This is a genomic window from Fulvivirga sp. M361, from assembly GCF_007097395.1.
GTDB lineage: Bacteria > Bacteroidota > Bacteroidia > Cytophagales > Cyclobacteriaceae > Fulvivirga.
Window position 1 is genome coordinate 1 of the sequence record NZ_VKDC01000061.1, and the last position, 20,520, is coordinate 20,520.

Consider the following 20,520-nt stretch of genomic DNA (forward strand, 5'->3'; position numbering starts at 1 on the left):
CCTGATCAACCTGATCAGTGCCCTCTCTGCTTATTGCTTCTTCCCTAAAAAACCTTCTCTTAATATACAATTTGAAAAAAAACATGGACAATTATACCTGGTCGCTTAAACGATATTCACGTTATTTAACATGTGGCAGTTAAACCATTGGGTGTTGTTTGTATTAATTCTGTTAAAGCTGGCAATGGCATGAATGATACACTTCATTCAAAATTATTTGTCTTATCAGTATGATTGTCTTAAAAATGTATCCAAACGCAGAGATACTTTACAAAATGACAAAAACATTAATGACAATTCTTAGCCTAAATCGAATTGATTTTCTACACTGTTGTCTGTTGCAGCACTACTCTGCTAAACTTACACTAATGTAAAAAAGTCGGCAATCATTAATTCTCTAATATACTACAATGTTTTCCTCATATACATCACTACAACTAGTACAGTTCGTTTCAATATGATTGCCATCTAATAGGGGTCTATATAGTTCTCCATTTGACATGCCTGCATAAAAATCACCGCTACCAGGACGATAAAGGATAATATCTTCTGAATTATCATGATTTAGATTCAACGCAATTATAAGGTCATTCATTGATGTCAGATCAAAACTAGCCGTTCCCGTAATACTCTTATACACAGTTGAGAAGGTTCGATCTCGATTTGATTTACCTAAACTAATGATTCTTTCGCCTGGACGATAACAAATAATATCGTCAAGTCTATCTCCATTATAATCCAGTGAAATAATTCTATCATTCTCATTGCGTAAGTCAAAATTGGCAATACCGTCTCCATTGGAGACAACATTAGTAAATGTTCCGTCTCCGTTTGACCTACCCATATAAAAAATGCCTGATCCTGGCCGATAACAAAAAATATCATCGCGTTCATCCCCATTGTAATCTAATGAAACAATTCTGTCATTCTCATTCATTAAATCAAAACCAATAATACCAAGTCCATCGGCTACAATATTGGTAAACGTACTATCACCATTTGATCTACCTATGTAAACCGTCCCAAAACCTGGTCGATAACACATTATATCATCATCATTATCACCATCATAGTCTAAGGAAATGATTTGATCCATACTATTTCTCAGGTCAAAATTAGCTACACCAGATTCGCTAGCCATAACATTTGTAAATGTTCCATCACCATTAGATCTCGCCATATAGACAATTCCAGAACCCGGTCGATAACACATTATATCATCATCATTATCACCATCATAGTCTAAGGAAATGATTTGATCCATACTATTTCTTAGGTCAAAAGAAGCCATGCCCGTACTGCTAAAAGTACTGTCTGTAAAGGATAAATTTCCTCCCGACTTTCCTAGATTAACAATTCCAGTTCCTGGACGGTATAATAAAATATCGTCAAAACTATCACCATTATAATCTAACTTTATAATCCTGTCTCTTACGTCGCTTAAATCGAAACCTACCACTCCTTTCTTTTGAATAAGTCCTAAAAAGGGATTATTCGTATCTATTGAAATTCCATGGTTATACATATTTGTCAGATTATTAAAAGATACCGTAATATTCCCAACGGGATACGGCTCATTTACATTAGTACTTTTAAAAATCCTTATCCCCACAGAAGCTGAGCTTGTTATCTCATTACTAGTAACTAGGATATTACTAGATCTTGCAACAAGTATAGCAGCTCGATTTGTTGGATCCAGATTATCTGGATAATTGTGATTAACTATTTGATTATTTTTTATGATAACTGAATAGAATCCTGGATTTAATAATTCCTCCTCATTGCGTGCTTGATAAATTGAATGTCTGGTTGCATGTTCAATTCGATTACTTTCAATTAAAACATTGGTAGCACTTTCATTGTGGATACCATATCCAAATCCTGGACCATTGCCCACAGTATTTTTGACAATATTTTCTTTAATCAGTACATTATTGTAACTACCTAAGGAACCACCCCCAATACTTATTCCAACCGGAAGGTTATCTACCTTAATGGACTTTATACTTATGTTTTCCACTCCTGTTGTAGCTCCTCCTAACGAAGATCCTATTGCTGCATGGTATATATTTGAACTAGAACCAATTCCTACGAAACTTAAATTTTGGATCAACAAGGATTTAATGTTCTTCCCTATAGTTATCGACCTGCGAAATTCGTTCTTAGGTACTATGTTGATAATAGTAGAATTTAAACCTTCACCAGAAATAACAATATTACTTTTTTCTGTTAGGTAGATTGTGTTTTCGAGGTTATACGTGCCTGATGTAATTATTATACACGTATTGTCAGGTACAGACTCTATTATTTCTTTTAAATCATCATTTGTAGAAATATAAATGGTATCCAAGTCTATAAACCTCTCATTTATACTATATATTCCATCGGTGAGTGTGGATGTTTTACCACCTGATACTTTTTTTATTGTAGTTATTTCTTCACACGAAAAGAGTATTATAACAATAATTAAAATCGAATATGACTTCATACTTTAAAGGTATCAAGTTTTGATTGTCATATTCGTTACACAGACCAATTTATCGAGCCTTTAGGAAAACAAAACATAGGAGATTAATCTAGAATAAAGATTCAATATTAATCTCCTAGGAGTTACCAATACACCCAAATAACTTATTTACAATAAGTTTCGAGGATATCAATAGAAAACAATAAAAGGACCAGGAGCCTAAACATCAATAACAAGGTCATACTTCCTGCCCTTATCGTAAGTGACTTTTAATTCTCCATGTAATTGCTGGACAAGCAGGTCTACCATTTTAAGTCCAAATCCTCTTGAGATTTTCAGGTTATCAGGGCTATTACCGTTGTCCTCTATTACCAATTGGATCCGATGTGCTTTTACCTGTTTCATTTTAACCTTAAGCGCGCCAAGGCCTTGCTCGTTAAAGGCATATTTATAGGCATTACTTGCCAGTTCATTAATGATCAACCCCATGGGTATGGCTTTATCCACTTGTAATTTCACATTGTCTAATTCCTTCTCCAACCGTACCTGGTCAGAAGATCTGTGATAGGATATGTGCAAATTGTCCAAAAGCTTTCCGATGTATTCAGGCATATCGATGTGCTGTATCTTGTCTTCCAGATACAACCTTTGATGGATAATATTCATGGCCTGTATCCTGCTTTCCCCATCTTTTATAGCTTCTTTAGCAGCGAGGTCCGTTAACTGGTCGTACTGCAGCTGAAGCAACCCCGATATGATCTCGAAATTATTCTTCACCCGGTGGTGCAGTTCACGCATGAGTATTTTTATTCTCTCATTATCCCCTTTTTTATTTCTAAAGGCCACATAAGCCAGCACAAGCAACAGCATCAGTAACAAAGCGCCGGTGATAAGAAAATAAATGGACAACTGTTTTTGAAAGATCAGTGCTTCCAGTAATTCGTGTTTTTCATTCAAACTGGCAAGTTCTCTTTCTTTTTGTTCTATTTCATAATTCTTGCTTATTCCATTGATCAAAAGGCTCTTGTCCTTACTCAGAATGCTATCTTGTACCTGCATTTGCTGCTTCAAAAAGGCATTGGACTCGCTAAATTTTCCCTGCTTTTCATAAAGAATAGAAAACAACTCGTAGTTTGTTTTTTTCAGATCCAGTGAGCCCATTTTCTGAGAAAGTACATAAGCAAGGTCCAAATACTCTTCCGCCCTTGAATAATTATTATCTTGTATGTCAAGCCTGGCAAGGTCATTGGCCACACTGGCTATAATCCTGTCATAACTCACTGATTGAGCTGTTTTCATAGCCTTTTCATAGTATTTTCCGGCTTCGATCAGATCTCCCGCCTTGGAATATATGGCACCAATATTTTTCTGCGCAATGGAGATCTTCTTAGCATCACCTAGCGCTTTCTTTAGCTCCAGAGACCTGAATTGATAGTCAAGCGCCTTAGATATGCTGTCCATTTCCATATAGACCAATGATATATTATTCAGGGAGCTGCTAATAGAAGCGGATAGTGCAAGGGCCTCTCTAATGTGTAAAGCTTTCAGATGGTATTTCAGGGACAGTGCATATTGGTCCAGTTCATTATAAATATTACCTAGTGTATTCCAGGCAGATGCCAGGTTCGATTTTTTATCGTTTTCTTCAAACACCCGGGCAGCCACCAAAACATTCATCAGCGCCGAATCATACATATCTAACTTGTTAAAAGATATGCCCAGGTTAAACTGTAGTTCGGCGGCCCTGGTAAGGTCAAACGTTCTGAATTTTTCCATTGACCGGCGATAGTAATCAACGCTCTTGAGATAATCTGAACTCTTGTAAGCAATAATACCTATGATGTACAGAGCTTCTGCAGACAAATTTTCATGATTGTGTTTATGCGCCAAATTCACCGCCTCAGCGGCGAAGTTTTCAGCAGTTTTATATTCTTTCAGGTAATAGTAAGAAAATGAAATTAGCGTGAGACCTTGGATCTGACGTTCAAAATCTTCGGTATCACTTGTACTATCATAATATTTTCTGGCCAGTTCCAGCGCCTTTTGTGGGTCAGAGGTCAGTAAATCCCTGATTGTATCAGTGTCATTTGATTCCTGGAGGATGTCTGCATGCGTAACGTTAAAGGTAATTAACATTAACATGAAGTAAGTAAAGCACAACTTAATACAATTAATAGACATTAGTATTTGAGGTTAAGTTTTAAAAAATAAAAGGTTTAATCTTCATATTCAAAACAAAATTGTTTTTTGTACCATTTTTTGCACAATATCAATACTTTACGCTTTGATAAATGAAAAAGCTGCGCCAGGTTCGCAGCTTTCATTAAACTATACCGGGAATGGTTCTATGGGATCATCTTCTTCCTCTCCTCCGGATGACAGAGTCGAAGCGTCTTCCTGTGGCTCTATAATTTCTTCATTCATACAGCCAGTAGTAGACAATAAAGATCCAAAACCGAGTACCAGCAACAGTGTTACTTTATTCAACAAGCGCATAGTATTCTGATTTATAAAATGGATAGATGCGATGGCGGGCCCATCGAAGTAAAGCGGTAGGATTGATCATTGACCAGAAGACCACCACTAAAGGCCTAAAGCATCAATATCAATCTGTTCTCGAGATAATCAGGAACGAAAGGTCACATCCTGGAGACCTTACATTACTTTATATTGAAAACTCAAAAACGTTACAAAAAAAACTTCACTATCCCGAGAGAACAGAGCGCATGGTGCATAGGGCGGAGTGTAAAGAGCGAAGAGTCTGGCGCAGAGCGTACAATGGGTTGGCCAAAAAAAGCGGTTAAGTTATCCTATTAAAAGGCATTAAATTAAAACAAGGTACCTTGTTAATGAGGAGTTCGATAGGAAAGCTTAATGGCAAAAATCTCATAATCTCATGCCAAAGACTCAAGACTAAGGACTAAGGACTCAAGACTAAAAACCCAAAACTAACCACTGAACGAATAATTGCCTCACTTAGCAGGTACCCGCCTGGATCAGGCATCAATCCTATGGCTTATTCAGACTGCAATTCCCGTATTTCATCATACACAGGTAAAGGGTATTTACCGGAATACTCCAGGAAGTATTCTTTTTTGTATGGGTCAAGAAATACCTCAAATCGATTACTTCGAAAATCACCATAAAGCCGGAGCGTATCATTTGCCCAGAGGTAATGAAAATCATAGCTCGTTTGAGGAATAACGTTAACCACAATATCATGTGCTACGCTGCCTCTGACCTTTATCTTATATTGTACTTCTTTCGTAACAAAGTAGGGACTCATCCCAGACGTATTTATTGAGCGGTAAATGATAAACCCGAAGGCCATGACAAAAAGGATCGATGCCGCCACAACATAGTGCCTCCAGGTGATCACTCTTCCCTTTCGATGTACTACTTCTTCATGAATTTCATCTAACGTCGCTTTAAAAGCTTCGTTTCCAATTTTTTCCATACTGGCTACAAACTTGTAGTGAAAATCTAGATGCTGCTTTAACTCAGGGTCAGTGGCCACTTTCTTTTCAAATGAAGCCCTCTCAGTATCAGAAAGCTGGTTATTCAAATACCGTTCAATTAATTCCGTTATGGGATCATCAACTTGCATACGTCTTGTTCATTTGGGGGAAAAAGTTCTTTTTAACTTTTTGAAGACAGTCATATTTTTTCTTTCGTGCATTCCCTATCGTTTTCAGATCGAATTCATGCGCGATGTCAGCGGCGCTCATGTTATGGTAATAATAACCCAATAATAGCTGTTTACATGGATATCCCAGCTTACGGATTTCTTCTTCGACCGCTTCAATATCCAAATGGTTAAACCTTGGTTCTGTTATTTGATGTATCTCAACATATTCCATGATATCTACAAAACGTGATTCATGCTTTACAAAGTTAAAACAGGCGTATCTACAAACAGAATACAAGTAAGTGGTGAGCTTACAGGTCAGTTTAAAGTCACTGGTCATTAAATGCTGCCGTATGGTAATGATCCCCTCCTGGAATATGTCCTTGGCATTGTCTTCACTCACACCATTGCCGGTCACCATTTTTAAAATAGTCGGCCAATATTTCTGATATATATGTTTAAGCACATCTCTGTTGCCTCTTTTGATCCCTTCAAGGACCTGCGTTTCAGAAAATTTGGATACCCTTTTCAACATGCTAAGTGAGACTTTTGATATGCCACTTTATACTTTTTTAAACAGATCTTTGATTTTTGTATAGGTCCTCCCGATGGGGATCCTTTCTTTTTCATCAATCATTATGCTTATTTCATCAAACCCTGTGACCTTATCCAGGTTAATGATGTAAGACCTATGGCACCGTACCAAACTTGTGGGAGGTAATTTTGAGAAAAACGTATTCAAGTTGTCAGAGACAATATATTCATCCTTTTCGGTAACTATTTTTGAATAACTTCCTTCCGCTTTTATGAATAGGATACGCCTCACTTCCAATTTATTATATCCATAATTCTGCCGGATAAAGATCCGCTGATTATCATAGAAAGCCTCTTTGGCAGGTGCACTTTTGTGAGAATTTAAGATGGCCAGTTCAAGGGTCCTTAACAACTCAGATTCGGAAAACGGCTTAGGCAAAAAGGCGTATGGCCTGGTTTTTTTTGCCTGGTCAAATACCTGGCTATTACCATGTGTCTGAGTGATGTAAATGACAATACTATTGACATCCTTTTGAATAATCTCCGTCACTTCGATGCCATCCAATTCCCCATCGATCTTTACGTCCATAAGCACGATATCAGGCTTTAATTTTCTTATTTGGCTTATGGCCGCATCCCCTGTAGCAGAATGACCCAATACGGCATAGTTATGATTTTCCAACAGGATCCTGAGTTTGCTGGCAATGAGTATCTCATTTTCTACTATAAATACGGTAGTCTGTTCCATGCCTTCGGGGTTTAGTTACACTCACCATGAAAAACCTTTGTGAACAATTTCAGGCAGTTCATGGAGGATAGCCAGCTGTTCACAAATTCTATTTTCAACCAAGCCATTCTATCCATAATTATACTTCATCAAACAACGGCGTAGCTATGAATGAATGGTTAATGAATAGCATGCAGGCCTTCATCATCCGAAAGATAAGAAAGGATTTTGAAACTAGGCCAAGCACAAAAAAAAGGTACTTCATTCTGGAAACGAATGAAGAAAAGTGGGTGAATAAGCACTACGTGACATTGGCGTCAATGATCAACATCAGCACGAGCATGATCAAAAGGCTTTTTAAATACCCAGGTCATACCCGCCCCAGAAGCTTAACTGCCCGTACGATGGAAAAACTAGTGATTTTTCTTGAATACGACAGCTGGGACCAGCTTGAAAAGGACCTCATTCTGTATGCCGCGGGCACCTTGGAAACGGATGAAATAGAACGTCTTAGGGGTGTAAAATCTGATATTATGGAAATGAAAAAATACTTTGAACGAGTAGAAAAAAAACTGACCGGTTAGGCTTATTCTCAATATGGGCAAAACGTCTTCAAGCGGGCCATATCATACTTCTACCCACTTAAAAAGTTTCACAACGCGAGTAAGCTTACTAAAAACGAAATGAATAGATCCTGACAAAAAACATACCACTCTTGAAACCATTTAAAACAACTTAACTCAGCTTATTATGACACATCATTACAATTTAATCAAATCAGTATCTGCACTCATTTGTGCACTGGTGTTTTACACGACCGCAAACATGTGCTATGCGCAAAGTACCTTTAGCATCAACAAAACGGTCAGTGTTATACATATTATTGAGGACGACAACCGGTTCACTCAGGCCTACGAAAAATTGACACAACAAGTGGATAATACTCTGCCCGAAGAGTATTTCCGTAACCCCATCAAGGAAAACATATACGTCACTGCTGAGTCAATACCAACGGACCAGGCCGGTTTTGTCCATAAAACCCTGCAGGAAAACAAAGTCCCCAATAAAGTCCTCAACTACCTGTTCCAGGAAAAAGAGGGGGCGTTGAGCATCGATCTGTTGAACCAAAGAATGCAAGAAGTCGCCTCAGATAATACGCTCTCATTGAGTTCGCTCACCACGTTAGATGCAGAAACCAGTGTACAACGCGAATATTTAAATCGCGTACTGAATACTAATTACGTGCTGGTCATCCATCATCATGGATTGAGCCGTCTGGACGATGTCTATGACAAAAGGGACTCCATCAACGCTGTACAATACGCCACCGATTCTGCAGCGTATCCTGCCCGGTTGAAGGAATACGAACAGGACCTTAAAAAGTATTCAGAGGAGCGTAGCGCTTTACTGAAAGAGGCCCAGGCTAACAATATACCACAGGAGACAGCGCTCGAAAAACTACGCTCCCGCCCGGAGGCGCCTATAAAGCCTGTAAAAACCAAGGTAGTGAGAAGAGAGCGCGGTTTTACCATACAAAGGAACGCGTATCTCTATAAACTAAGCCTGGGAGACAGTATCATCAACAATGATTTCTGGGAAAACGGATGGGCCGATCAGAGTAATAGCGAAGAACAGAAGTCAGAAGCGCATGAGTACAGAAATGAATTAACGATCCCACTCCACCTTAAAGAAAATGTGGTGAAAACCGTGCGATCTACCATGACATTCGATGAAAAAGGTCAGCGAAAAATGGACAGGTCCAAGATTACCGGAAGTTTGACGAACTTCAAAGATGTCCTAAAAACTGATTTGTCCGGAAACTATAATGAAGACACTTATTTCAAGCGGCTGAAGGATCTTTACGTACCCGCCACCGCCTTAAAAGAAACCACAAAGGGACTTAAAGAATTCAAGACGAGCTCTGCCATTTTCGCTACAAAGCCTATCCAGGTTAAAATAGGCAGACAACAAGGCCTGAAAGTAAACCACAGGTATGATGTATTGAGAAGAACGGTTGATAAACAAACTGGGCAAGTAAAGTCCAAAAGGATAGGGTCGATTTTAGCTACCACCTTTATTTCCGATGGAACCCGTGGCGAAAATGGAAGAAGACAGCCTTCTAAATTTATTCAGTTACAAGGTAAACAACTGGACCTTGGCGATCAGGTAGTAGAAAACAGGATACCCGTATCTGCCTATGGTGGGTTTTCCAGTGATGGCCTGGTAGGAAGGCTTGATATTTACATCCCTCCTCTTTTTAAAAAACTTAAATACGGTCAAAAGTTGTATTTAGACCTTTTCTATGACAATTCCGACCAACCCGGCGGGATGGAAGAGATTACTATAAACGGTGAAAATTTCAAGACTAATGTATCCGTTTTCAGCGTCGGCCTGGGCATCAGTAAGGAGTGGTATTTTCTTAAGCGGTTCATTATAGGTCCCTTGATGGGATTAAGATATTACCAGGCCCAATTTAAAAATGAACAGGTAGCAGAGCGTTTCGTTGCCGAATCCTCCATAGACGATTATGGCAAAGACCTTGCATTTGAAGTAGGGGCCAGATTCGGCATTAGATTAACCCATGATCTATCGCTCATAGCCTCGGGCTCCTACACCAGTGTTGATTTTAATGCCCCTTTTGCTGATGGAAACGGACAAGCTGTATTTGACAGTGACGAAGGGCGTTTTCCACTGGAGGGTTACCGGTCACACGTTGAACTCACCCTTCGCTATGATTTTCAAAGAATTAACTACAAAAAATAACCATCATGAAGAACGTATTCATTACACTTATCACCCTTTTACCCTTGGTATTTAGCGGTGTAAGCTATGCTCAAAAAAATAAGATCTCCTCACTCAGCTATGAAGTCAAAGCCATCCCGGGTAAGTCAGGCGTCAAGGGCACGGTGTTGTTTAAAGTTTTCTCCTATGGTAAGAATGCCAGTGAAGCTATTGAAAGAGGCAAGCGTGATGCTGTCCATGCCGTGATCTTCAGGGGTATCCCCGCAAGTAACTATAGCAGGCCCCTGATCGATGACCCTGATCTAATGTTTGACGAAGCCAAATATTTTAAAAGTTTCTTTGGTGTAAAAGATCTGAATAGCTGGCAACGCGAGAAAAAAGCTGCGCCATCCTATCTGAACTATGTATCCTACATGGACCATGTTACGATCAACCCGGAAGATATCACCGATCTGGGTAAAACGAAAAAGATCGGTGTGCCGGTGCAAGTTAATGTGGAACTACTCAGAAGTAAACTGGCGAAAGACGGTTTCATCAAAAAAGGAATTGGCTTTTAACGACTCTATTCATGAAAACATCACTCAACATTATATTATTTCTGCTGTTCACCCAGTTCATGGCAATGGGGCAAGGACAGGATCTGCCCGACCTGATGATCATGCCTACTGACTTATGGTTTAATCAGAATGACTATACGATAACCATTGACAATGAAGGCACACAACGCATGTACCCTGATTATGTCAAAGCATGCCAAAATAATGATGAACTGGAAGAGGTAACTACGACTATCCAGAGTTATTTCCAGGAACGAGGATACAACACGCAGACGCTTTTAGGCTCTATCAATGAAATTGATGAGGAGCTGGCCCAAATGAATATTAAACAAAGTAAGGCCACCGGTGATGGGGTAAGACAAACTCCTGAAGATCTGCTGAATCAAACTGTGTCGTCTGATATCCTACTGAAGATTAGCTGGAAAATAGAGAAAAAAGGACCTTTCCTATACCTCAACTCTTTTACCATGAATGCCATAGACACCTACAGTAAAAAGGCATTCGCGAGTGAGATATTTGCCGGAGGGACTAAGGCACAAAATACAGCTATGCTCATCACAGAGGCGGTCAATCAGACCGTGACCAACCTGTTAGGTAAAATACAGGACCATTTCAGCGATATTAAATCAAACGGCAGGGAAATAGAAGTCAAATTCTTTGTGTGGGACGGTACTGATTTTGATTTTGATAATGAGTGTGGATCCGCCGGTGACAAGTACCGCTACGTTATTGACGACTGGCTACTGAATAACACCGTCAATGAGGTATATGAATTGGATAAAAACACAGGTTCTCAACTGTCTTACAAGGATGTAAGGATACCCTATGAAAAAGAGCGCAACGGTAGAATGAGAAAATTCAGATTACTTGATTTCGGAAGGAGCATCGAGGGGTTCCTGGAACAACAGTGCGCTCTGAAAGGCCAGGTCAATTTCTATGAAAAGGGAATTGGGGAAATATGGGTTTATCTGGGTGAATAAAGCAGTTATGAAAAAGTTATTAACTACCATCATGTTCACCCTATGGATACTTGGGCATGCCAACGCGCAAAAGGGCACTTTCCAGGTCATGCTTTCCAATGATATCCGGTTTGATCAATACACCAATTATTCCTCCGGCAAGCTACGTGCAACGCTTGTCGGTCTGTTAAACAAATCGCATGTCATATCTCTTGGAAGTCACGCTGAGTCATTGGTCATTGTTCCGTACATGACCACTATTACTAAGGACGTCACTCCTACAGTCCCGCCAATGATCTCTTATCAACTGGAGTTAAACCTTTCCCTGATCAACCTTTATGACAATACGGTGTTTCACTCTGATTTCTTTGAACTGAAAGGAATAGGCAAAACAGAGAATAAGGCATACAGCAACGCTTTTAACCGGTTAAGGTATGCTCAAAAGCGTGTGGATGCTTTTCTGGAGGATGCAAAAAAGAAGGTAATAGACTACTACGAGGTAAATTGCAACCGGATCGCCAATGAAGCCTTACGAGATGCAGAGCTGGACCGGTATACAGAAGCATTTAGTCGGCTGGCATCCGTTCCTACTTTTGTTCATTGTCAGGCAGAGATCTCTAAGCACATGATAGAGCTCTATGAGAAGAAAAAAAACCGGGACTGCGGCATATACCTGAGTATTGCCAGATCTGCTTTTGTGTTGAAAGATTACAGGGCAGTAACTACGACTTTAAATAACATATTCCCATCGTCATCATGCTACGAGGAAGCGGAAAAACTTAAAGAGCGGATCAAGGTTGAAGTGGATGAGTTTTTGGAGAAAAAGTGGGAACGTGACGACAAATTAATTGATAAGGCCACCGAGATCACCAAAGCCAAATATGAGGCAGTAGAATTTATGGGCGCCGCCGCTCTAGTAGACTCTCAACACCGCAATACACATGACAGCTATAACAATAACAATCGCTTAGGCGGAGGCAGCGATGTAGTAGTGAACAACAATAATATAACCAATGTCAATTCTCAGGGAGACACACAAAAAAAAGGGATTACTGACGCGGAACCCGTCAAAAAGAAAAACACTCCCCAAACACTGTTTCGTGTGGTAAGTCCGGCCAGCAGATCTTCTACCGGAGAGGTCTTTGCCTATCAGGACAGTTTAAAGATCTACGGCTACATTGATCATCCTAAAAAAGCAAAAAAACTGATCGTAGATGGAAAAGAAACACGTTGGGACAATGATGGGGTATTCAGCAGGACCATTTTTATCCGCGAACCCGAACGCGAAGTCCCTTTGCTCTTAGAGACAGTGAATAACCAAAAACTGGCAAAGACCCTGTTGGTAAAGAAGAGTACTAACAAACCTCAAAAAGCCAAACCAACGGCATTACCTAAAGATCTTAAAAAAAGTGCATTGATCATTGGTAACAATGGGTACATCCATGTAGATGAGCTAAGAAATGCCAGAAATGATGCTTTGGATATGGCAGCTACCTTAAGTTCCTTTGGATTTGATGTTTCCAAAGTATTAGACGCTGATCGTAATACCATGCGAGATGCCGTAGACAATTTTGGGGCTAAAATTGCGGAATCGGATGTGGTATTATTCTATTATTCGGGACACGGGATTGAGGTAGACAGAAAGAATTACCTGGTACCGGTAGATGCCAAAATACAATCTCCCAATGATATAAGAAAACAGACGTTAGCGCTTGAATCCGTGCTAACCGCTATGGAAACGATCAATGAAAATAGCCTTCATATTATCATACTTGATGCGTGTCGTAACAACACCTTCCCTAAAGGTTCCCGAGGTGGAGGAGGACTGGCACGTGTTACCCCTCCTACCGGTACTATCATCGCCTATTCTACCGAACCGGGCAGCGTGGCATCCGATGGAGAAGGCGAAAACGGCCTGTATACCGGTGAGCTGATCCGGCAAATGAAAATACCTCAACGGATCCATGATGTATTCAGAAATACCAGGAATGAAGTGGAACATAAATCCAATGGGAATCAAAAACCATGGGAGGAAGAACGGCTCAAAGGGGTGTTCTACTTTGTTTATGACGAATAGCAGAGGATAGATAGTGACGGTCCAATCACCCGACAGGTATCCCGCCCAGCTAAAGGAATTTTAAAAAAACGATTCAGCCATAATAACAATGCCGGAAGTCGGCTCGGAAAACGTCACTTAAACCCGGATCACATCAACCACTAAATTGCGTTGGTGAACGTTATCCCGCGCTTCACAAAACCATTGCATAAGTTCAAAAACTAAATTTCAACGAATGACATCAGGTGTATAATATAGTGTTATTGACCAGCAAAATAAGGGCCCGGTAGCGGTAACTATTCATGCCTTAACAGTGGTGGTCAATCCATTTAATTAAACTTAAACACAGTTAGTCATGAAAAAAATGCTTCGATCCCTCCTTACCATGAGTACCCTGATAACAATAACTTTAAGTAGCTGCAGTGACGATGACAGTGTTCAACAACCCGTGGATCCTTCGGACGTTAACGCACTGTCTTCCGTATTGATCATACCAGGAAACAAGCGTTCCGGTGACTTACCTGTAAGCAGTAATGACCCCAACGCTCCAAACATTGGTAATAACCAAACCAGTGCCTCAGTAGTAGCGGATAATACACTGTTCCTGCCCTTTAATTTTTTCACTGCCTCCGGCGCAGGCTCAGGGTATGGAGGCTGTTATATTCAGGTGGATGGGGCCAGTGACTTTTGGGACATCCCGGCTTCCTCGATCACCACAGATGATATAGGGCTTTTAGTGATCCCTGTGCAGATCCCTGACTTCATCCTTAACGGGGACTTCAGTCTGTCTTATGCCATTTACGATAATAATAACCGGGTGAGTAATATGCTAACAACGAGCGTGGTCATAGAATCCATCCAAACCTGCCCGGGAACTGATAGCGGCAGCGACGGGCTGACCATCTTGTCCTACGATCTCGGAGACAGCAGCGGGATAGTCCCGATCCGATACAACATGTATTCTCTAAGGGACAGAATGGACGTTTTCTACAATGATCAGTGGGTCGGTGGTACAGGAAGTTCACTGGGTGTAAATGATTTTCCCCCGGTAAGTCAATGCGGCGATGGCACGGACGGGTATGTCAGTGGGTCCGGAACAGTAGAATTAAATTACGATCCCGGGATATCCAGAATTTTAACGCTTTACATGAGTGGGTGCATCGGAAGCTCCACCGCCTGGGATTTAAGAGTCGGTTGCCCCGATTAGATCACAACTATGGATTCCAAAAGTCAGTTGTGGATTAGGTTGAAAAGAGGTCGTCAAGGCGGCCTCTTTTCATTGGTTAGGTTAACTATGGCTTGTTGTAAAAGAATAACTTGAATGATTCAAATCGGACTTGAATACCTTATCCTATCTTGATCTTTTCAAAGCAGAGATCTCCTTTTTCATTTTGTCGATTTCTTTATTCTGATGGATAAGGTGAAGCGTTAGTTCTTCTACTTTCTGAAGAAGCTTAAGATTCATTTCCTTGAGTTCAATACCATTTTTTTCCATTTCTTGAGCTGAAGGAATTTCTGGTAGATGTTTGTTAGCCTGAATATATTTTTCTGTCTCCTTTAAGGTAAGAAGTTCATAATCTCGTTCGAAAACAAAGTCCGGAGCAACAGCCCCATTTAAGTCTACTTTCACTTCTTGAGTGTGAATGTCTCCTTTAACAGTTAGTTTCGCATCAGGGTTTGTTGTTCCAATTCCTATCTCTCCATTTTTGGAAAACTGCATAATAACACCTGAGGTAGGGTTTCCTATTTGAAGTATTTCAGCACCTCCTTTGGTCCAAATAGTACTAGTTCCCGCTCCGGCCCCACCATCTGCAACGCCAAAAGAAATTCCATATACACCATTTGAAACACTAAAATCACCCCATCCATTACCAACTCCCCAAAAGTATTGCCCGAGGTTGCCTCCAACATTTAATGTAGAAATAGGGTTTGTTGTTCCTATCCCAACATTTCCATTTTTTGAAAATTGCATAATGACACCTGACGTGGGGTTTCCTACTTGCAGTACTTCAGCGCCTCCTTTTGTCCATATAGTATTAGTTCCCGCACCGGATCCACCATCAGCAACACCTAAAGAAATTCCATATACACCGTTTGAAACACTAAAATCACCCCATCCATTACCAACACTCCATAGATATTGTCCAAGGGTGCCTCCAACATTCAATTTCGAAATAGGGTTTGTTGTTCCAATTCCAACCTTATCTCCGACCTCAGTAACCTGAGAAAAACAAAATTCAGAAAACAACAGAATGATAAATAGTGGTTTCAAACTTTTCATGGCGAATTCTTTTAATTGAAAAATGCTGCCTATTACATATGATTACCAATCACCACATGCAAGCCTATCACATAAGTACATTAAATTTAAGTTTTTCATCTTTCAGATAAGCTTTATGATTCTGAAAAGTTTCATAAAGTGAAATTTGTATACTCATAGTACTTTAATAAATAAACATGTAACAAATTCACTCATTTATGTTAGCCTAAAATGAATGCTCCTCTCCCGATGTTCTCGTCTCGCCATGAAGTTCTTTATCTATCCTGTTCTTAACATCACTTGGGCTCGATTCATATTCGCTTGGTGTAAAGCCAAATTGCCTTTTAAAGCATTTGGTAAAGTAAGAGGCTGTATTGAAACCTGTTTTGTACATTACTTCCTTCACTGAAAAATCACTTTTTTCAAGTAAATGAATGGCCCTTTTCAAACGGACACTCCTGACAAATTCACTGGTAGACATACCGGTCAGCTCTTTGAATTTGGAATATAAATTACTCCGGCTTAATCCCATTTCTTTGACAAACTCGTTTACTGTAAACTCGGCGTCGGTCATATGCAGTTCTACTATTTCCATGGCCTGTTTAATGAACTGTTCATCTGCCGAGGTCACGGTAATATCCGTGGGCTGCATGGCTATGTCAATGGCAAATCGCTTTCTCAGCTGCTCCCGGTAAGAAATAATGTTTTTGATCCTTAACTCCAGCAGATCAATTCTAAAAGGTTTGGTAATGTAACCATCAGCGCCGCTATGCCTGCCCTGGAACTCACTCGTTTCTGCCGTTTTAGCCGTTAGCAGTAATACAGGAATATGACTTGTCTTCTTATCAGATTTTAACTTATTTAACAAAGTGATCCCATCCATTTTTGCCATTATGATATCACTGACCACTATATCCGGCAAGTACTCCAATGCCTGATCATACCCACTCTCACCGTTATCCGCTTCAATGATCCTGTAAGAATTTCCCAGTCCTCTCCTGATAAAACTTCGGATATCGGCGCTATCGTCAACCACTAGCAAAACAGGTAAATTCTCATCTGAATTTGGCTCAAATTCCCCAACATTAGGCACCTCTAATGCTTCCGTAATGACTAATGTATCAGACGGTGACTTCCCGGATTTGAGGTCCCCGGCAACCATCTCTGAATTCTTAAAATCCCTTTTATTATAGGGTATCTTCACCTCAAATAATGAACCACTACCTGGCTCACTGCTCACTGTTATTGCGCCATGGTGGAGCTTAACCAGGCTTTGAGTAAAAGAAAGCCCTATACCAGACCCATTGGCAGCTGTGCCTTCTTCTCCTTCATTATAGAACCGGTCAAATATCCTGTGTATTTTATCCCCATCAATCCCTGAACCGGTATCCTTTATACTAATTTTCACAAATTCATAGGGAACTATTTTTTTTCCCAGGAAAATATCCCGTCGTGTTCTGGTCCTCTCGGTTTTGCCAAATTGGACTTCAACGGTGATCTCGCCGTTTTCCGGTGTGAACTTGAAGGCATTTGACAGCAAATTGTTCATGATCTTTTCTAATACATCCGGGTCATACCAGGTAACGGGAGATGCTTCAGGAACTATAATTTCGTAGTCAATATTTTTTTTGTTGGCCAGGAATTGAAAAGGAGAACAAGATTCTATGATAAAATCCACTATGGGACTTTCTGACACATTTAATTTCATTTTACCCTGGTCCAGCTTTCTGAAATCAATTAACTGGTTAATTAGTTTTAACAGGTAGCGTGAGTTTTTTTGGATGAGCTTATACTGTATTCTACGGTCCTGATTATCATCGTTTTTTAGCAATTCCTCCAGAGGGCCGGCAATAAGTGTAAGAGGGGTTTTAAATTCGTGCGATATATTCGTAAAAAACTGCAGTTTCGTCTGGTGTAACTCTTCTGATTTTTCCCTGTCCAAATGCTCCAGTTGCAGATTATGTTTCTCGGTTATCCTTATGATAGTGAATCTTCTCAACCCAAGAAGAAATGTTATTCCAAAGGACAGGTAAAAAAGATAGGCCCAGGGTGTCAACCAAAAGGGAGGGTTTACTGTGATGGCTAAAGATTCATAAGTACCGCTCCAGAGATTATCATTGTTAGAGACTTTTAGCTTGAATTTATAATCGCCCGGAGATATGTTAGTATAATTAGCAAATCGTTTTTCTGCATTGGTATAGGTCCAGTTTTCGTCGAAGCCCTCTAATTTATAGGCATATTGATTCTTATTCGGAGCTGCGAAATGAAGTGCGGCAAAATCAAACGAGAAACTATTTTCATAATGCCTTAAGTGTATTTTTTGTGTTTTTGAGATAGACTGTTCCAGCAGTATGCGTCCATTGAATTCACTACTCGGTTTGACCCTTTCATTGAATATGTAAAAATCAGTAAGTATTCCCTTGGCATTTTGCAGGTTATCTTTTATTTCATTCGGGTAAAATGAGTTAAATCCATTGACCCCTCCAAAGATCATTTCACCACTGGTCCTTTTATAACTGGCCAGCTCCTGGAACTCATAGCTTTGAAGGCCATCATTGATATCATAATTCTTAAAAACCTCTTCTGAAGGATCAAACTTGGTCAGCCCCCGGTTAGTGGAGAGCCAAAGGTTTCCCTTTTCATCTTGCTGGATTGCCTTTACGACGTTATTGGCCAGTCCATCATTTTCCATATAAGCTTTAAAAACCTCTTTGTCCTGATCAAATTTATTCAAACCACCTCCAAAAGTACCTATCCATAAAAACCCCTGTTGACCTTCATAGATTGGCAAAATATAATTGTAGTTCAGCGACTTTTGGTCTTCCAGATCACTTTGATAAACCACAAACTTCGGATCTTTCTTATAGGCTTCTTCAGGGGTAAGTTTGCACAATCCATTTCCGGTACCCAGCCAAATATTGCCTCTGCTATCTTCATAAACATTTCTAATGATGTTGGTGGGCAATCCTCCGTCCGGATTTTCGTTAGCCGTTATTTGATGGAAATTGCTACTGTCAAACTCTGAACCGGGGTCCCATCGGAAAAGTCCGTCAAAGTATGTGCCTACCCAAATGAAGCCTCTTGCATCTTGCAGGATAGAAAAAACGCCCCCTGTTACACCGGGTAGAGGAGTGAAAGGGGTCATGTCAGAAGGGTCCGAAATGTCTTTGATATGGAGGAAAGGAAAATCTTCCGAGCCAATCATCAGGTAGCGTTTGTTATCATGTTTTACTTCGGTAATCGCAAATACATTCAAAGCACTATGGAAGTGTTCAAAATTGTTAAAAGTGTCCTCATCGCCTTTTGGAAGCATGCTCAGTCCCCCACCCTCTGTGCCAATCCACAAGGTCCCGTTACTGTCTTCAAAGACTGACCTTATTTTATCATATACCAGGCTTTGAGGGTCAGGTGTCCTTTTAACATGGTTAAAATTCTTTCGTTGGGCGTCAAATTTATTAATACCACCACCATTCATACCTATCCAAATGATGCCCATATTATCCCTATACAGCGACTTAATTAAGTTCTTGTTTAAGCTGCCCGGGTCTCTTACATTCTCATGAAACCGGGCTTCCAAAACAGGCTGGGAGTTCCCATTCGAGCTTTTAAGAACAAAAACTCCATCATTCGTACCCGACCAAATATTATTATTATCATCCAGGCAAAGCTTAACATGAAGGCCTCCGGCCAGTTTTTTGAAATTCCAGGGGTCTCTCCCTGTTTCATAAAATAAACCGCCAGCCGCTCCAATCAAAAGTGATCCGAAAGTATCCTGCGTGATACTGTAGATAGCCCTGACGGGCAAAGGGATGCGTTCGACACGAATACTTCCTGTATCATCAGTAAATTTCAATTGATATAACCCATCTAACGTACCTAACCATATGGTACCATCCGGTTCTTCATGAAAACTATTAATATCATTAGCTGGTAATCCGGCGCCAACGCTTCCGGTCAAAGCTATTCTTAGAAATCCTTTTTGCTTAGTAGCCTCATTGGTCAGGTCCATCATATTTAACCCGTCAGCTGTTCCAACCCATAATCTACTTTGCTGGTCTATGTGAATGGTGAATACATGATCGTGGCTCAGGCTGTTTTTGTCACCTTCTACCTTCAAAAAATGAACGAACTCTTCCGTGTCTTTATCAAACCTGGCAACTCCCTTACCTGTAGTTCCTATCCAAATATTGCCTTCTTTATCTTCTTCCAGCGTGGCAATAAGATTACTTTTGATAGCAGCAGGGTTCTGAGGGTCGGGACGGTAAATGGTGAAATTATACCCGTCATATTTATTGAGCCCATCATGCGTGCCAAACCACATAAAGCCTTCGCTGTCCTGAAAAATACAGTTTACATCATTTTGGGACAGCCCGTTTTCGGTAGTAATATGATCAAACTGGACTTTATTCTGGCCATGACCCCGGATACAAAAAACGAAAAGCGAGGCAATTAGAAATACATAGATGCTTAACCCGGAAAATTCATTAGTAGGTGAATAATTTGGGTGTAAGGTGTTATTTTTGAGATAGTTAGAAACAAAAAGCACACCTTATACGACACCCAAATATGAGGGATAAAAATACGGCATTT

General features: G+C 40.2%; 15 protein-coding genes. 7 read left to right on the plus strand and 8 right to left on the minus strand.

Going from position 1 to position 20,520, the window contains the following annotated elements:
* Window positions 1-397: 397 nt before the first annotated feature.
* From FNH22_RS30725 to FNH22_RS32255, 3 genes are all read right to left on the minus strand, one after another.
* Window positions 398-2,488, minus strand: a complete 2,091-nt coding sequence (locus FNH22_RS30725; RefSeq protein ID WP_143402375.1) for a VCBS repeat-containing protein — start codon at window positions 2,486-2,488, stop codon at window positions 398-400.
* A gap of 198 nt (window positions 2,489-2,686) precedes the next feature.
* A complete protein-coding gene (locus FNH22_RS30730) occupies window positions 2,687-4,648 on the minus strand; it encodes a tetratricopeptide repeat protein (protein ID WP_143402376.1) in 1,962 nt (653 codons plus the stop codon).
* A gap of 147 nt (window positions 4,649-4,795) precedes the next feature.
* Complete coding sequence (locus FNH22_RS32255) at window positions 4,796-4,963, minus strand: hypothetical protein (RefSeq protein WP_185154513.1); 168 nt, start codon at window positions 4,961-4,963, stop codon at window positions 4,796-4,798.
* 26 nt (window positions 4,964-4,989) lie between these two features.
* Here FNH22_RS32255 and FNH22_RS30735 point away from each other — a divergent pair, with 26 nt between their 5' ends.
* Window positions 4,990-5,271, plus strand: coding sequence for a hypothetical protein (locus FNH22_RS30735; RefSeq protein WP_143402377.1), 282 nt, complete (start codon window positions 4,990-4,992; stop codon window positions 5,269-5,271).
* 212 nt (window positions 5,272-5,483) lie between these two features.
* On the opposite strand, the gene FNH22_RS30740 is transcribed toward FNH22_RS30735, so the two are convergent.
* From FNH22_RS30740 to FNH22_RS30750, 3 genes are read right to left on the minus strand one after another with little or no spacing between them, the layout of a single operon-like run.
* Entirely contained in the window at window positions 5,484-6,074 is a 591-nt protein-coding gene (locus FNH22_RS30740; protein ID WP_143402378.1) for a hypothetical protein, read from the minus strand.
* Window positions 6,064-6,630: an RNA polymerase sigma factor gene (locus FNH22_RS30745; RefSeq protein ID WP_143402379.1), complete on the minus strand. Its 567-nt coding sequence runs from the start codon at window positions 6,628-6,630 to the stop codon at window positions 6,064-6,066. The genes FNH22_RS30740 and FNH22_RS30745 overlap by 11 nt, the downstream gene beginning before the upstream one ends.
* Window positions 6,631-6,657: 27 nt before the next feature.
* Complete coding sequence (locus FNH22_RS30750; protein WP_143402380.1) at window positions 6,658-7,377, minus strand: LytTR family DNA-binding domain-containing protein; 720 nt, start codon at window positions 7,375-7,377, stop codon at window positions 6,658-6,660.
* A gap of 146 nt (window positions 7,378-7,523) precedes the next feature.
* On the opposite strand from FNH22_RS30750, the gene FNH22_RS30755 reads away from it, so the two are divergent.
* The 6 genes from FNH22_RS30755 to FNH22_RS30780 all read left to right on the plus strand — a co-directional run bounded on the left by FNH22_RS30755 (window position 7,524) and on the right by FNH22_RS30780 (window position 14,877).
* The gene (locus FNH22_RS30755) at window positions 7,524-7,940 is read left to right on the plus strand and encodes a hypothetical protein (RefSeq protein ID WP_143402381.1); all 417 of its coding nucleotides are present in this window, start codon (window positions 7,524-7,526) and stop codon (window positions 7,938-7,940) included.
* A 166-nt stretch (window positions 7,941-8,106) separates the two neighbouring features.
* Window positions 8,107-10,119 (plus strand): hypothetical protein, encoded by a 2,013-nt coding sequence (locus FNH22_RS30760; protein ID WP_143402382.1) that lies wholly within the window; start codon window positions 8,107-8,109, stop codon window positions 10,117-10,119.
* A gap of 5 nt (window positions 10,120-10,124) precedes the next feature.
* Window positions 10,125-10,655: a hypothetical protein gene (locus FNH22_RS30765; RefSeq protein WP_143402383.1), complete on the plus strand. Its 531-nt coding sequence runs from the start codon at window positions 10,125-10,127 to the stop codon at window positions 10,653-10,655.
* 11 nt (window positions 10,656-10,666) lie between these two features.
* Window positions 10,667-11,635, plus strand: a complete 969-nt coding sequence (locus tag FNH22_RS30770) for a DUF6175 family protein (RefSeq protein ID WP_143402384.1) — start codon at window positions 10,667-10,669, stop codon at window positions 11,633-11,635.
* A 7-nt stretch (window positions 11,636-11,642) separates the two neighbouring features.
* Entirely contained in the window at window positions 11,643-13,691 is a 2,049-nt protein-coding gene (locus FNH22_RS30775) for a caspase family protein (protein ID WP_185154514.1), read from the plus strand.
* A gap of 334 nt (window positions 13,692-14,025) precedes the next feature.
* Window positions 14,026-14,877, plus strand: coding sequence for a hypothetical protein (locus tag FNH22_RS30780; RefSeq protein WP_143402386.1), 852 nt, complete (start codon window positions 14,026-14,028; stop codon window positions 14,875-14,877).
* Window positions 14,878-15,021: 144 nt separating this feature from the next.
* Here the strand turns inward: FNH22_RS30780 and FNH22_RS30785 are convergent, their stop codons facing one another.
* Both FNH22_RS30785 and FNH22_RS30790 read right to left on the minus strand, forming a co-directional pair.
* Window positions 15,022-15,951 (minus strand): tail fiber protein, encoded by a 930-nt coding sequence (locus FNH22_RS30785; protein ID WP_143402387.1) that lies wholly within the window; start codon window positions 15,949-15,951, stop codon window positions 15,022-15,024.
* 205 nt (window positions 15,952-16,156) lie between these two features.
* The gene (locus FNH22_RS30790) at window positions 16,157-20,476 is read right to left on the minus strand and encodes a two-component regulator propeller domain-containing protein (protein ID WP_143402388.1); all 4,320 of its coding nucleotides are present in this window, start codon (window positions 20,474-20,476) and stop codon (window positions 16,157-16,159) included.
* Between the last annotated feature and the right edge of the window lie 44 nt (window positions 20,477-20,520).

What these genes read in the sequence shown, in the direction of transcription:
- FNH22_RS30735 (WP_143402377.1), top strand. Translation starts at nt 4,990, where the DNA reads ATGCGATGGCGGGCCCATCGAAGTAAAGCGGTAGGATTGATCATTGAC.
- FNH22_RS30780 (WP_143402386.1), top strand. Translation starts at nt 14,026, where the DNA reads ATGAAAAAAATGCTTCGATCCCTCCTTACCATGAGTACCCTGATAACA.
- FNH22_RS30730 (WP_143402376.1), bottom strand. Translation starts at nt 4,648, where the DNA reads ATGTCTATTAATTGTATTAAGTTGTGCTTTACTTACTTCATGTTAATG.
- FNH22_RS32255 (WP_185154513.1), bottom strand. Translation starts at nt 4,963, where the DNA reads ATGCGCTTGTTGAATAAAGTAACACTGTTGCTGGTACTCGGTTTTGGA.
- FNH22_RS30745 (WP_143402379.1), bottom strand. Translation starts at nt 6,630, where the DNA reads ATGTTGAAAAGGGTATCCAAATTTTCTGAAACGCAGGTCCTTGAAGGG.
- FNH22_RS30755 (WP_143402381.1), top strand. Translation starts at nt 7,524, where the DNA reads ATGAATGAATGGTTAATGAATAGCATGCAGGCCTTCATCATCCGAAAG.
- FNH22_RS30740 (WP_143402378.1), bottom strand. Translation starts at nt 6,074, where the DNA reads ATGCAAGTTGATGATCCCATAACGGAATTAATTGAACGGTATTTGAAT.
- FNH22_RS30725 (WP_143402375.1), bottom strand. Translation starts at nt 2,488, where the DNA reads ATGAAGTCATATTCGATTTTAATTATTGTTATAATACTCTTTTCGTGT.
- FNH22_RS30760 (WP_143402382.1), top strand. Translation starts at nt 8,107, where the DNA reads ATGACACATCATTACAATTTAATCAAATCAGTATCTGCACTCATTTGT.
- FNH22_RS30785 (WP_143402387.1), bottom strand. Translation starts at nt 15,951, where the DNA reads ATGAAAAGTTTGAAACCACTATTTATCATTCTGTTGTTTTCTGAATTT.
- FNH22_RS30770 (WP_143402384.1), top strand. Translation starts at nt 10,667, where the DNA reads ATGAAAACATCACTCAACATTATATTATTTCTGCTGTTCACCCAGTTC.
- FNH22_RS30750 (WP_143402380.1), bottom strand. Translation starts at nt 7,377, where the DNA reads ATGGAACAGACTACCGTATTTATAGTAGAAAATGAGATACTCATTGCC.
- FNH22_RS30775 (WP_185154514.1), top strand. Translation starts at nt 11,643, where the DNA reads ATGAAAAAGTTATTAACTACCATCATGTTCACCCTATGGATACTTGGG.
- FNH22_RS30765 (WP_143402383.1), top strand. Translation starts at nt 10,125, where the DNA reads ATGAAGAACGTATTCATTACACTTATCACCCTTTTACCCTTGGTATTT.